General features: G+C 42.1%; 15 protein-coding genes. 1 reads left to right on the top strand and 14 read right to left on the bottom strand.

Features of this window, described 5'->3' with window-relative positions; translation table 11 throughout:
* Positions 1 to 3: 3 nt before the first annotated feature.
* The 10 genes from DKT75_RS01745 to asd form a co-directional block, all read right to left on the bottom strand.
* The gene (locus DKT75_RS01745) at positions 4 to 846 is read right to left on the bottom strand and encodes a glycosyltransferase family 2 protein (protein WP_109821719.1); all 843 of its coding nucleotides are present in this window, start codon (positions 844 to 846) and stop codon (positions 4 to 6) included.
* Complete coding sequence (locus DKT75_RS01740) at positions 847 to 1,779, bottom strand: glycosyltransferase family 2 protein (RefSeq protein WP_109821718.1); 933 nt, start codon at positions 1,777 to 1,779, stop codon at positions 847 to 849. It lies immediately after the preceding gene.
* The gene (locus DKT75_RS22455; protein ID WP_109821717.1) at positions 1,776 to 2,225 is read right to left on the bottom strand and encodes an acyltransferase; all 450 of its coding nucleotides are present in this window, start codon (positions 2,223 to 2,225) and stop codon (positions 1,776 to 1,778) included. The genes DKT75_RS01740 and DKT75_RS22455 overlap by 4 nt, the downstream gene beginning before the upstream one ends.
* A gap of 21 nt (positions 2,226 to 2,246) precedes the next feature.
* The gene (locus DKT75_RS01730) at positions 2,247 to 3,524 is read right to left on the bottom strand and encodes a hypothetical protein (RefSeq protein WP_109821716.1); all 1,278 of its coding nucleotides are present in this window, start codon (positions 3,522 to 3,524) and stop codon (positions 2,247 to 2,249) included.
* On the bottom strand, positions 3,514 to 4,827 hold the full coding sequence (locus tag DKT75_RS01725) for an oligosaccharide flippase family protein (protein ID WP_109821715.1): 1,314 nt from the start codon (positions 4,825 to 4,827) through the stop codon (positions 3,514 to 3,516). The genes DKT75_RS01730 and DKT75_RS01725 overlap by 11 nt, the downstream gene beginning before the upstream one ends.
* Before the next feature lie 4 nt (positions 4,828 to 4,831).
* On the bottom strand, positions 4,832 to 5,314 hold the full coding sequence (locus tag DKT75_RS01720) for a glycosyltransferase (protein ID WP_109821714.1): 483 nt from the start codon (positions 5,312 to 5,314) through the stop codon (positions 4,832 to 4,834).
* The gene (locus DKT75_RS01715; protein ID WP_109821713.1) at positions 5,311 to 5,769 is read right to left on the bottom strand and encodes a glycosyltransferase family 28 protein; all 459 of its coding nucleotides are present in this window, start codon (positions 5,767 to 5,769) and stop codon (positions 5,311 to 5,313) included. The genes DKT75_RS01720 and DKT75_RS01715 overlap by 4 nt, the downstream gene beginning before the upstream one ends.
* A 5-nt stretch (positions 5,770 to 5,774) precedes the next feature.
* The gene (locus tag DKT75_RS01710; RefSeq protein WP_109821712.1) at positions 5,775 to 6,737 is read right to left on the bottom strand and encodes a class I SAM-dependent methyltransferase; all 963 of its coding nucleotides are present in this window, start codon (positions 6,735 to 6,737) and stop codon (positions 5,775 to 5,777) included.
* Positions 6,738 to 6,933: 196 nt separating this feature from the next.
* On the bottom strand, positions 6,934 to 7,494 hold the full coding sequence (locus tag DKT75_RS01705; protein ID WP_109821711.1) for a DUF1415 domain-containing protein: 561 nt from the start codon (positions 7,492 to 7,494) through the stop codon (positions 6,934 to 6,936).
* 148 nt (positions 7,495 to 7,642) lie between these two features.
* The gene (gene asd / locus DKT75_RS01700; RefSeq protein WP_109821710.1) at positions 7,643 to 8,761 is read right to left on the bottom strand and encodes an aspartate-semialdehyde dehydrogenase; all 1,119 of its coding nucleotides are present in this window, start codon (positions 8,759 to 8,761) and stop codon (positions 7,643 to 7,645) included.
* Between the two features lie 231 nt (positions 8,762 to 8,992).
* Between asd and arfB the strand changes: the two genes are divergently transcribed.
* Positions 8,993 to 9,406: an alternative ribosome rescue aminoacyl-tRNA hydrolase ArfB gene (gene arfB / locus DKT75_RS01695; protein ID WP_109821709.1), complete on the top strand. Its 414-nt coding sequence runs from the start codon at positions 8,993 to 8,995 to the stop codon at positions 9,404 to 9,406.
* A 4-nt stretch (positions 9,407 to 9,410) separates the two neighbouring features.
* Here the strand turns inward: arfB and DKT75_RS01690 are convergent, their stop codons facing one another.
* The 4 genes from DKT75_RS01690 to DKT75_RS01675 all read right to left on the bottom strand — a co-directional run bounded on the left by DKT75_RS01690 (position 9,411) and on the right by DKT75_RS01675 (position 12,330).
* On the bottom strand, positions 9,411 to 9,893 hold the full coding sequence (locus tag DKT75_RS01690) for a TIGR02444 family protein (RefSeq protein WP_109821708.1): 483 nt from the start codon (positions 9,891 to 9,893) through the stop codon (positions 9,411 to 9,413).
* A 6-nt stretch (positions 9,894 to 9,899) separates the two neighbouring features.
* Complete coding sequence (locus DKT75_RS01685; protein ID WP_109821707.1) at positions 9,900 to 10,640, bottom strand: sialate O-acetylesterase; 741 nt, start codon at positions 10,638 to 10,640, stop codon at positions 9,900 to 9,902.
* Positions 10,641 to 10,816: 176 nt separating this feature from the next.
* Complete coding sequence (locus tag DKT75_RS01680) at positions 10,817 to 11,821, bottom strand: GGDEF domain-containing protein (RefSeq protein ID WP_109821706.1); 1,005 nt, start codon at positions 11,819 to 11,821, stop codon at positions 10,817 to 10,819.
* Positions 11,822 to 12,045: 224 nt separating this feature from the next.
* A complete protein-coding gene (locus tag DKT75_RS01675; RefSeq protein ID WP_109821705.1) occupies positions 12,046 to 12,330 on the bottom strand; it encodes a hypothetical protein in 285 nt (94 codons plus the stop codon).
* Positions 12,331 to 12,407: the final 77 nt, after the last annotated feature.

Below are 12,407 nucleotides of genomic sequence, written 5' to 3'. Positions count from 1 at the left end.
CAATCATGCATCACGTGAGGACAAATCTTTTTCCCAACGGTATGTTTTTAACTGCTTAAATTGCTTTTTTGATCGAAGTCTTATCAAGCTAGCGATACTGATGTAGATCAACGTGTCAAAGAACGATGAGCTAAGCAGTTTCTTTTTCATCACGCTGCCATAATTTTTGGCTTCTTTTATCTTTGCTTGCTTAGTAGCTTCTAGTTGCATATTACCTAAGCGAGCACGTGTTTTGATCTTGATTAAAGAATAAATATCACGCGGTGCACGAATATAAATTTCTGCGTCAGGCACATTGCTAATTTCTTTATTCCAAAAGTTACAACGAATGAAACCATCATCATTGATTACATCAGGAAATGTATCAAAGCGCTTTCTGCCTTCTTCAGTGATGATGTAACTGCATGTCGCAATGACGCCTTCTTTGATGTAAGGCAAGTCAGTCCACACTCGATAGTAAGCTTTCACAAGCCATGAAGAGTGAGACGTGTCTATTATTGGTGTTGGTGCTGCGAGTAACGTTTCACTAGTCTCCAAGTAACGATTTACGTTAGGGATACAGTTTTCACTAATCTGGGTATCAGCATCTAAATAAAAGATGGGAAATGTTACGCCTAACTCTCGGGCATAAGTTTCCGCTTCATTAAGTGCGTTTACTTTAGACGGTGTTGTAATGTCTAAGCAGTGAACCGTTGGGAATTTTTCTTGCACTAGTGCAGCGGTACCATCAGTGCAGCCATTACAAGCTACAATAATATGGTCGACCTCTGCTTGATTGATAATGCTATTTAAGCAATTCTCAATCACTGATTCTTCATTATGAGCCGGTACGATTACAGTTGCCATTTATTGATACCCCGCCAACCAATCTTTGCGTTGTTGAAAAATGGTACGCCACTCATCTCGTACTGCTAGTTTTTCTTTTTTTACTAAAGATATTAGGCTGCTAGAAATATACTTATTAAATACATGAGCAAGAAGAAGGCCTTTGAAAATAGGCTGCTTCCAAGTTGGCTCGTGTTTTTTGATAAATTGTGATTTACCTTTAAGCAGCTTGATCATCTTTCCAGACAAATTTACTTCGCTGACACCACCGTGATGGATGATTTTAGCGTCTGCTGAAACGCGCGGCTGATAGCCAAGCTTCATCGCTCTAATGCAGTAATCAGCTTCTTCGGCGTACATGAAAAATGTTTCGTCAAGGCCTTCTAACGATTCCCAAAGGGCTCTAGGTGTTAAAAAGAAGCAGCCGGTAATGACATCAACGTCTTTATCAGACTTTCTGTCCCAACAACCATAATTATCATGGTTGAAATAACAGCTACTTTTAAAGATTTTGCTTAGGCCAGTAGCACTAAAGAGTAGGGTGCTAAAGCTAATTCTAGCGCGTGCATTATTTGGGTTTAAGCTCATGTCATTGTTTAAAGTGACACCACCCCAAATACCTGACTTTATGTTATCTTCAGCAAATGCGACTAACTTATCGACTGCGCCATCTAAAATAACGGTGTCAGGGTTAAGTAATAATACATACTCAGCCGATCCAGCCTTAGCACCTACGTTGACACCTCCCGCAAAACCTAGGTTTTTCCCCGTCTGAATAACTTCAACGTCTGGAAATGACGCTTGGATTAGCGCAACCGAGTTATCTGTAGATGCATTATCAACAACGATTAAATTAACATCTGTTTCTTTAGTCTGCTCAAACACCGATTCAATAGCACGCACTGTATATTCAGCGGTGTTGTATGAAACGAGAATAATATCAACGTTACTCATTCTTCTAACATTCCATATTCAATAGTCTTGATACCGCTTTTAATCACTTTAGCGGGGTTGCCAGCAACAATGCTATTTGAAGGAACGTCTTTTGTGACGACGCTTCCTGCTGCAACGATGCAGTGATCACCAATAGTAATGTTTGGCATAATGATAGAGCCACAACCGATAAAGCAATGTGTGCCGATTCTTGTTTTGGCAAGATGACGACGTGATGCATAGTCGTGCGATAAAATAATCGCATCAAAGGTCACCATGGTCTTTTCACCGATAGACAAACCTTTAGGGTTGGTCTTATCAAGTCTAGCCTTCAACGAAATACGCACGTCTTTAGCGATATCCATACCGTAATAGTTTCGGTAGAACCATGTCTGCGCATATAGCAAACTATTGCGTAAGTGCACTAGCACCATGAACATGCGGTGGTTAATAAAGCGAGGTCTCATATTCAGGTGGCCTTATTTCATTTATCGTTTGTAAGCAGCTTTTATTTGAGCGATTCGACTAAGTTTAGTCACTGAATCATTCAGCTGTTCATGGTACTTAGCCCAACTAATTGAGCCTAATACAAAGAAGAACATCGGTTGTATTTTACCGAAGTAATCAACAGTAAAGCCGATGAGGATTAGAGACATAGATGCCATGATCCATGAGCTAACCATCCACTTTACTGCTGGGTTATGTTTGTGCAATGTACCTAGTACATTAAATACAGCGTAGAAACAGCACACTAGCAAGATGAAGCTAGCGAATACGCCATGCTGCATTGTTACAAGCAGCCAGAAGCTATCGATACTTGAAGCCATCCACTCAGGTCTAGACCAGTCATGAAGACCAATACCCAACACTGGATTATCTGCAATATCATCCATCGAATGCTCCCACTGTAGCATTCTGTAATAACCGGTCGCAGGGTTAAAGGTTAGGTATGAAATCAAGATAGCAAAGAAGCCACGGTTGGATAATGCATTGATCAATAAGAAGCCTGCAAAAGCAAAGAAGATCAACGCTGACCACATGCGCTTAGTGCCTTGCCAGTTATTAGCCAACACTGCTGTAGCCCCTTGGAATACAACTGATAGTAGCGGCGCTGATGATAAGGTAGTCACCATTCCAATAAGCAGAGCTGTCGCTTTTAATGCATTTTTAACATTAAATCGATAGACCGCTAACGAGATTGCAAACGGGAAAAATATAGCACCGATTGCTCCGTATAGAATAGGGTGAGCGAATAGGTTGGTCGTTCGCATAATGCCCGCACGGATGTAGTAGTGCGTATATAGTCTGTAATCCAGAGAGTTATTCCCTGTAATTTTCGTTGCCCACTCGTGCAATATACGGTGTTGTGAAAATGCTTCGTATAAGGAGAAAACAACCAAGCCGGCTAAAATCGTAATGAACGCGACATTGACGTAATAGAAGCGTTTAGGTGTAGTGATAAACAATCTAGCTAAGTAGAACGAGCCTAATACCTCAATCGCCAGGATTCCAGAGGATTCAAGTCCGTCTTTTATTCCGTGGTTATACACCAGACTGGTTGCGGCAAGCCCCATAAACATGGCAAGCATGATATCGACAAGGTCAGCACGCTCCAGTACCTGCTTAATATTGATGAATGTCACGATCAAGGCTAAGCCAAGAACAACTCGGTATGACTCAATACGCAAGCTACCTAAGAGGTAGTGAAACTCAACCGGTATAAAAATTGAGATAATGAATAAAATGGCCAGAATTCTAAGAATCATAGCTGGCGGCCTCACTTTGCTTAGGTCGGGATAATAACTTTTGCTGGTAGAACATGATGATCACAAATGCCACAAGTGTTGCATTGGCAAGTAGTGTTGCTATTGCTGCACCTTCGATTCCATAGCGTGGAATCATAAAGATATTGGCAACAAGATTAACGACCATAGCAATGGTTAACGAGATATTTAAAAAGCGAACCTTTTCTCTGGCAATAAACATGAAGGAAAAGGTCAAGCTTGCTGCACGTAGTAACTGTGCTAATAGCAATAAGCCTAGCGCGCTGCTGGCTGCTACGTATTCAGGTCTAAAGGCCAGTAATAGATAGTCTGATAATAAGTACATTATACCTGTTACCGCGACGAGTACTGCAATAACTAGCCCAGTGGCTTGCCAGAAAAACGACCATAGTTTTTCCGGTTTATGATTGTATATAGCCAGCAGTCTTGGGTAGATAGTTGCATCTAACGCCCCTAAGAAAAATAAGCTGATATAAGAGATTTTAGCGGCAACGCTATACAGTGCTACCTTCTCGTTAGATAAAAAGTAACCGACCATTACCGTATCTGCCCATAACATCATGAACGAGAAGAATGAGATTGGTGCTAGCGGTAAAGACTTAATAAATAATTTGTGAAACTTGGGAGCAATATCACCATTGTTTTCTTTAGAGCTTAGGTGTGATTTAACGAATAAAAACGATAAAGCACCTGCCGCAACCAAAGAAACTATGTATAGAACAATGTGACCTGTACCACTAACGAAGTACTGCCAAGCGACCGCTATCAATATCAAAAATGTTATTGCGGGTAGGGCATTTTGGGTAAGTACTGATAGCGATGACTGGCGAATACCTTTGAGGTAAAAGCTATTGACAGTAATGAAGTTGAAAAAGACAACACACAGAGATGCCCACATCAAATGATGGAGGTCTATCGCTCCGTCAAAGAACGCTTGTTGTGCGTAAGGGCTAAGCAGTACCCATATACCAACAAACACCAACGATAATGCAAAGACTAACTCATGGGTATTTTTAAGGTAGCTAGTTTTGAATCCGTGTTGATCTTCTGGTGCACTAGCGACTTCTTTTACGATTAGCTGATCTAGGCCGAAACGACTCATCAACGCGACGCCAGATACAAAAGTCATTAGCAAAAATATGACACCCGCATTGCCTAGGCTTAACTGACGAGATATTAAAATTGCCACGGCAAAGTTTAACGCCACACCTGTAAATCGGGCAATGATCGACAGCGCGCTTTGTATAATTAGCGGGTTATGGCGAAGCTTATTAATAATCTTCATGAGTTTAAGGAGCGCTGCCTTCAATATAATCGCCTAAGAACTGAACTAGCTGATCACGTTTGACGTTGTCAGCTTCAGCAGGGCAATGCATGTCAACGCGTTCAGCAATCTTTTGGTATAAAGTTTCCTGTGTATCAGCCGTATAAACACCTGGTAACTTACCCATCCAAACTAAACCGTCTGCTTGGTGGTTGTTACGATGCTCGCCCAGTTCAAACTGACGATTTATCACAAGAATAGGCGTCTGTTGCTGGCGAGCACTAATGATGTTGCCCATGCCCGCATGAGATACAAAGACACTCGCTTCTTTGATATTTTGGTTGTACTGATCACCTTCGAGAAAGCGTTCCCACTTCATGTGCTTTGGTGTGTACTCACCATCACCAATTTGAGCAAAAACTTCTTCTTCATTATCTCGGGCCCACTCATCCATAAACTGGATAAGACGGTCAAAGGAAAACTGAGTACCTACAGCGACAAAAATCATAAGATAGAGCCTTTATAGATAACATTTTTACCATCGCTAAGTGGTTCCCATTGAGTAACGACTAGGTTAGCGTGTTTTTTTACCATTCTTCCTGAGCGAGATAGAACTGCCGTATTGGCAATGCTATCTACCCAGATAGTTTTTATAGGCAAGAACTTAGCAATAAGTATGGCAATCGCACCGGGCGCCGCACCTGTCGAAATAATCGCAGAAGGGCGCTCTTTAATCATCAGGAATAATAGCTGAAATGCTAACGGGATAAGCTTTAACTTACTGTCAGCACTTGCATCAGTGATGTTATGAATTTTTCGGCTTGAATTTTTTGAGCCGTATTGCGTCCCAGGTGTCGCATAGACCATCTCAAAACGCGCTTCCATCTCGTTGCATATCTTGTTGAGCTGGATCCAGTGCCCACCAGGAGATGCAATAGCCAATACTTTTTTCTTTTTAGGCATTGTGATTAAGCTTCTGCTTTATGAAAGTAAAAGGCTGCTTGATCACCTTGCTGCTCAGCATTTAATGCTTTACTACGGATTGCATAGTTCTGAATTTGCGTATCATCAAACGGCGCTTTATCAGGATTTACCGCATATGATCGCTCATCTTGAAGCGGGATATCTTTAAGGTACTGCTCACTGCCCCAATACTGGAATGCAAATGAATCATAAACCGTCGCACGCAGCTCTAAACCAATTTTGTCTGCCAATACCTGCATACTCTCTTGAGAGTGAAGGAAAAAGTGACGTGGGGCATCTAACTGAACCCAGTTCACACCGTAGTGATCCCAAGCCCAGCTACTAACCGTCGGCACACGAATCATACATACGCCACCAGGCTTTAGCAGTTTTTTGATTTGCGTCAGCGTTTCATGCTGATCTAAAACGTGTTCGAACGAATGGTTCAACATAATCAAATCCCAACCCGTCTCAGTGACATCGTGGATTGACTGTTGCTTGATCGTTAGGCCATTACTATATTGAATGTTTTTAGTATTGAATGGGTCGATACCATGCGTATGGTTAAATCCACATTCACGCAAGGTATGTAGCAAATGACCTGCGCCACACCCAACGTCTAATATTTTAGAGTCAGTAGTTACGCCAGTTTTTTGTAACTGAGGTAACTTATCGTGAGGCATACGCATCTGTAAAACCTTACCAATAAAGCCTTCACCAGTTGCTGCATAACGGTCACGCAAAGTAATTAATTTCTTTTTAAAACCAGTCTCAGTTTTGATCTGGTCATAAGAGTAGTAGTCATCGCTAGGATAATATTCTTGAATATTTTCAGGAACATTTGCAATTTGCAAACAGCCACAAGAACCACACTTAAAGTAAGTATGCAGGTCGCGTAGACCAAGCATCATTTCACGGGCTTCGTATGTAGTATTATTTTCTTTATTTGAACAGATGCGACACTGCATTAGTTTACGTCCTAATTTTTTCTGTTAACGGCGGGTGACATTTAAGTCGTCAGCTTGTTCAATATAAGTTCATTAAAAATGAAACTAAATTGTTGTGTCAAACCATGACCCGAGGCTGAGACCCCTATTCGTGAGATAGCATACCTGCAAACACCAATCGATTCTAACTTGGCAGATAAAGTGGCGTTAATTTAAGCTATTCAGTTGTTCTAAAGCAGTTCTCTAACCGCTGCTTTAGGTGAACTATACCCAAGCTCTTTGCTCTTTCAATATTGTTCTGCGGAATAGCTTCTGGATCTTCCACACTTTCAAGTACGCGTTCAATACTCGCTTCACGCAACAAGTGAAGCATTGGGTAAGGTGAGCGGTTAGTGTAGTTAGCAGGGTCGTTCGGTTCAGACTCATCGAAGCAATAATCAGGGTGGAAGCTAGCGAGTTGATAAGTGCCTTCATAGTTCTGAGCTTCAAGTAAACGGTCTGCATAATCAACCAAGTCCAGATAGTCTTCAAAGTTAGTGTAACCATTAGGCAAAATCAGCAACATGGTTTCAATGCTTGCATCGTTATCAAGTTGCTCACAGGCTGCAATAAGTGACTCTAAGCATTCTTCAGTCTTTGTGTGAGGGATCACATCGAAATGAATACTTTTTTTAATAAACTCACGTTTAGCAAATGGGCAAAAGTTATGAGCAATTACCACTTCTTCAAGCCATCTCTGACTGTGTTGGATCAAAATATCTTGGTTTGACTGGCTCATTAATAACACCGGCTAAGCTACAAGAGCAGGAGTTTAGCGTTAAATGTGGAACTAGGGAATAATATTTGTTGCTTGATTACAACAATAGACATAAAAAAGCCCTGCAAACTAGGCAGGGCTTTTAGTGTGCAATATGACGACTTAAGAATTAACCAAGGTGCTTAAGCGTAATATTTAACATACGACGAACTGGCTCAGCAGCCCCCCAAAGGAGCTGGTCGCCTACGGTAAACGCTGTTAAGTACTCAGGTCCCATATTTAACTTACGAATACGGCCAACAGGAATAGTTAACGTACCTGATGTTTTCATCGGCGTTAAATCTTGAAGAGTTGCTTCCTTGTTATTAGGAACAACTTTCACCCACTCATTATGGTCAGCAATGATTGCTTCGATCTCTGCTAATGGGATGTCTTTCTTTAGCTTGATCGTAAATGCCTGTGAGTGACAACGCATAGAACCGATACGCACACATTGGCCATCGACAGGGATACTACTGTCAGCGGTATTGCCCAAGATCTTGTTAGTTTCAACAAAGCCTTTCCATTCTTCTTTCGTTTGACCGTCGTCAACCGCTTTGTCAATCCAAGGAATCAAGCTACCTGCAAGCGGTACGCCCCAATTCTCTTTGCTCAAGCTATCTGAGTTCATCTTTGCAGTTACTTTGCTATCGATGTCTAAGATTGCAGAGTATGGGTCAGCTAAAAGATCAGAAACCTCTGTCTCCAACTCGCCCATTTGCGTTAGTAGTTCACGCATGTTCTTCGCACCAGAACCACTGGCTGCTTGGTATGTCATTGAAGTGATCCACTCGATCATATCCTTCTCAAACAAACCACCTAGCGCTAACATCATCAATGAAACTGTGCAGTTACCACCGATGTAGTTCTTAACGCCGTTTTGTAAACCAGCATCGATAACGTCGCGATTAACAGGATCAAGAACGATTATGCTGTCTTCAGACATACGTAACGTTGACGCCGCATCAATCCAGTAACCATCCCAACGTGAGCGTAATTTTTCATACACTGCAGTTGTATAGTCACCGCCCTGACACGACAAAATAATGTCCATTTCAGCAAGTTTGTCGATGTTCATTGCATCTTCAAGCGGTTGAGCCCCAATACCAACATCTGGTCCTGGTTTACCTGCTTGAGAGGTGGTGAAAAATACGGGTTCAAAACCTGAGAAGTCATTTTCAGAGCGCATACGCTCCATTAAGACCGAACCAACCATGCCACGCCAACCGACGAAACCAACTTTGCGCATTACAAACTCCTGAAAGATGCCGCACTTGCTAAAAAAAGAGGGAAGATTATAGCACCAAGTCTGCTCACGGTCATTAAAAGGCTTTGTGCTTGAAAGACTTACCGTTGAGTTTAAGATAAACGTACTTTTTACCGATAAGAATGTGGCTGGGTATCTGAAAAGGGTATCTGTTATTATTAGCTGATAGGGCATGCCAATGTAGGTCTTGCCAGTTATTTTAAGAGATTGAATATGTTACAAATTTCTCTCGCTGTCTCCATCCCTGATGATGAAATAGAGTTGACGGCAATTCGTGCTCAAGGCGCGGGTGGGCAAAACGTCAATAAGGTATCGTCAGCGATCCATTTGCGGTTCGATATTCCTGCTTCTTCATTGCCAGCGTTTTATAAAAGCCAACTACTAAAGCTTTCAGATAGTCGAATTACTAAAGAAGGCGTAGTCATTATTAAGGCGCAACAACACCGTACGCAGGAGAAAAATCGTCAAGATGCGTTGGAGCGTTTGCAGATTTTAGTGAAAGGTGCGGCTGTTGTGCAAAAGGCACGAAGAGCGACCAAGCCCACAAAAGGTTCTCAAAGAAGACGTATGGACAGTAAAACTAAACACAGCAAGACAAAAAATCTACGTGGAAAGGTGTCAGAATAATAGCTCAGCTTTCCATGCATGAAAGCAGTGTCTTAATTGCGGTATTTGGTTTTTGAATGTTAAGTAGTTTGGCGTAGGCGTAAAGGTTTTTTTCAGCGGCTTGTGCTGTTGGTTGATCGTTATCAGCCGTAAAATTAATGCATTGTAAGTGTGTCTGAGCTAGTTTTTCAGCGGAAAGTTCAAGGCTCAACATCTGTTGGTACAGAGAGTCCTCGCCGTGTTCAAGGCTGTATTTCTTACTTTTAAGTGACTTCCTCAGTGCTCGAATGGGCTGGATAACCCGCTCTCGAAACGAGCAGGTTTCCTGAACAATTGTTTGGATGGTTTCTTGTGCAAGCTGCCTGCCCAAGCTGCCTTGGTAAAGTAAGAACAGCACTAAATTAACATCAGCGCCGTGATTATCTTGAAGGTCTAAGCAAGCTTGTTGCACCTCTGGTGCAGCATATAGCGTTAATGAAAACTGCCACAGCGATTCACCATTACCCATTGTTACTTAGTGTGCTCGACTAATATAAGCATCAGCAAAGCGCTTTCCAAGTTCCATCTGTCCTTGTGCACTGTAGTGAATGTTATCGAATATTTTTCCGAGATCATTAGACGGTGTTAGTAAGATGTTTCTGACTTGTGAGCGAACTTCTCGCTGGCTTTTTTGAACGCTTTTTACGAGAGGAAAGTCTTTTCCTAGCGGGTTTATCTCACCCATAATAAATAGGCTATTTGGAGCTTTTAAGTCTTTTCTCAAACTGGTCACAAAGCGTTTAAGGTTGTGGCTGTACTGAGAGGCTCGTGCGTTATTCAATGCATCACTTTCACCTTGCATCCAAACGACGGCTGCAATTTTAGGGTTTTTCTCTTTGATAGAGAAGCCAAGTTGGCGAAGCATGCCCTGATAAAGGGGTTGCCCTGGCATCCATTGCTGAATGTGACTGCCTGTTGCTGCAAACTTCACAATGATGTGTTCGTCGTTAGGGAAGGCCCTAGCAACATAGTGCGCGAAACTGACTTCTGGGCCAAAGTGTGAGTATTGAGCGAGTTTTCTAGGTCGGCCTTGATAGTAAAAGGTGACGTTACTAGGCGTTTTACGGAAAGCTGGAGGAAGGTGATAGGTTTTTCCAAACCCCATCATATTAGATTGTCCTGCCATTAAATAAATTCGTTGTTCTGCAAAGGCACTGTTGCTGATGCAAAGGCCTGTTACTAGCACTAAAAGTAGCGCTAAAAATCTGCGTTTCATTGTCTTTCCTTTTTCCTACTTGTACCGACTGTGGTCGATAGCTGGACGTTTAGTTTGGCTGAAGGGTATCTTGAGCCTATCCATAGTACAAGTAACAGTTTGGAGAGGTTTGGCGTTACAGAGTGTTATTAATGTACAAAAAATTAAATAGCATTAGTTGTTGAGTCATATTAATCCTATGCTCCGAGTATGACTTCTTCCTCCGCGCAGTCATTCTTTTTTGCAAGGCAAAACTTATTACGGCCTGTGCGCTTCGCCTCGTAAAGTGCTTCATCCGCTAGTTTAATCCAGCACTCTGGGTTCTGACCCTCTTTCAGTGATGCGACACCCAAAGAAATAGTGATTTTCTCTTTCTTAAATAATTGACTCTTTTCGACCTTTCTACGGATCGACTCGGCTAGGACAGCGGCATTTTCTAAGTTTGCTCCATCAGCAATGACGACAAATTCTTCTCCACCATAACGAAATAGTCGATCAGATAAGCGAATAGATTCTCTAATCACTTCCGAAATTCCAATTAAGATTTTGTCACCGACATCATGGCCATAAGTGTCGTTGATATTTTTGAAGTGGTCTAAGTCTAAAATAATTAAGGAAGCAGTGAGGGGGCTACGTTTGTTACTACTAGTGGTTTGGATGAGTGACTCGTCTAAAGCGCGACGGTTCCAGGTACCTGTCAATGCGTCACGTGCAGCTAAAGTCGAAAGGAGCCTGCGTTGACGATGCACACTGTCATTAAACACATAACTGAATCCACAGAGTAACGTTAGTGCCGAGAATATTCCCAACAGCTGTTCAAGTGGGACTTGACCGAAGACGATAACGAAGAGAGTAGCGATTGTGCCGCCACTTAATATTAGCGCTAGGCGAGTATTAACAACACAAAAACAGCCAACTGTTGCAGGGTAGGCCCAGTAAATGGCAGTAGGGCCTTTTACGAAGACAACGCCAACAGCTGCGGCAAGATATATCATGCAAATCACACCACCAGCAAGCTTATGTTTACGGGTAATCCAAACATAAGCAAATAGACCAAACGTCACTGCGCATAAAACAACATCTATGGCAGCCATTACATAGTCACCAATTAAAAAACGGTAGACGGTAAAGGGCGCAATGGCTAGTGATCCTAAGATGCATGCGATCAGTATAAGTACTTCAGCGTGTGTGCGATTTTCCAATCTTATCCGCTCCAAAATTTTTGACCTATATTAGTGCAGTAAGGCTTAACCCTAGGTTTATTAAGGAATGTCCACAAAAAAACAGATATATGGTAGCTGCCAAAATATCGTTTAATACGGGTGTGGAGTAAAGATTATATGAAAAGAGGCTGGTCGCTAAACGTAACGGGCATAAACGAAAAAGCCGACTAAGGTGGCCGGCTTTTTACGTTATAAATAAAGGGTTAAGCGCTTTTAGAAAATGCTTGAACAATTGGCCCCATATAAGCATCAATATCAGTATTAGTCAGCTCTCGCTCACCCTCATGCCACCACGCGGCAATCGCTGTCACTTCGCCTAAAGTAACGTTCATAGCGGTGCTAAACAGTTGCATAATGTCAACTTGGTCGGTCATTTCTAACTCAACAGTTAAGTATTTCAACAGCTCAGAGGGTCTTTTGTCTTGCTTAGCCATGCTACGTAGCGTTTCGATCACCGCTTTATCTTGATTGCCTTTATTGTCATCCATTCTTCTTTCTCTAGTTTGCACAAAATTATTGGCGGGATTCTATTCTCAAAGTCTGTGCTTGTCAGCTACACTGGCAA

This window comes from Leucothrix arctica (genome assembly GCF_003172895.1).
Classification (GTDB): domain Bacteria; phylum Pseudomonadota; class Gammaproteobacteria; order Thiotrichales; family Thiotrichaceae; genus Leucothrix; species Leucothrix arctica.
This window is presented reverse-complemented; position numbering and strand designations above follow the sequence as displayed.

What these genes read in the sequence shown, in the direction of transcription:
- DKT75_RS01715 (WP_109821713.1), bottom strand. Translation starts at nt 5,769, where the DNA reads ATGCCTAAAAAGAAAAAAGTATTGGCTATTGCATCTCCTGGTGGGCAC.
- DKT75_RS01725 (WP_109821715.1), bottom strand. Translation starts at nt 4,827, where the DNA reads ATGAAGATTATTAATAAGCTTCGCCATAACCCGCTAATTATACAAAGC.
- arfB (WP_109821709.1), top strand. Translation starts at nt 8,993, where the DNA reads ATGTTACAAATTTCTCTCGCTGTCTCCATCCCTGATGATGAAATAGAG.
- DKT75_RS01720 (WP_109821714.1), bottom strand. Translation starts at nt 5,314, where the DNA reads ATGATTTTTGTCGCTGTAGGTACTCAGTTTTCCTTTGACCGTCTTATC.
- asd (WP_109821710.1), bottom strand. Translation starts at nt 8,761, where the DNA reads ATGCGCAAAGTTGGTTTCGTCGGTTGGCGTGGCATGGTTGGTTCGGTC.
- DKT75_RS22455 (WP_109821717.1), bottom strand. Translation starts at nt 2,225, where the DNA reads ATGAGACCTCGCTTTATTAACCACCGCATGTTCATGGTGCTAGTGCAC.
- DKT75_RS01740 (WP_109821718.1), bottom strand. Translation starts at nt 1,779, where the DNA reads ATGAGTAACGTTGATATTATTCTCGTTTCATACAACACCGCTGAATAT.
- DKT75_RS01730 (WP_109821716.1), bottom strand. Translation starts at nt 3,524, where the DNA reads ATGATTCTTAGAATTCTGGCCATTTTATTCATTATCTCAATTTTTATA.
- DKT75_RS01690 (WP_109821708.1), bottom strand. Translation starts at nt 9,893, where the DNA reads ATGGGTAATGGTGAATCGCTGTGGCAGTTTTCATTAACGCTATATGCT.
- DKT75_RS01710 (WP_109821712.1), bottom strand. Translation starts at nt 6,737, where the DNA reads ATGCAGTGTCGCATCTGTTCAAATAAAGAAAATAATACTACATACGAA.
- DKT75_RS01675 (WP_109821705.1), bottom strand. Translation starts at nt 12,330, where the DNA reads ATGGATGACAATAAAGGCAATCAAGATAAAGCGGTGATCGAAACGCTA.
- DKT75_RS01745 (WP_109821719.1), bottom strand. Translation starts at nt 846, where the DNA reads ATGGCAACTGTAATCGTACCGGCTCATAATGAAGAATCAGTGATTGAG.
- DKT75_RS01685 (WP_109821707.1), bottom strand. Translation starts at nt 10,640, where the DNA reads ATGAAACGCAGATTTTTAGCGCTACTTTTAGTGCTAGTAACAGGCCTT.
- DKT75_RS01705 (WP_109821711.1), bottom strand. Translation starts at nt 7,494, where the DNA reads ATGAGCCAGTCAAACCAAGATATTTTGATCCAACACAGTCAGAGATGG.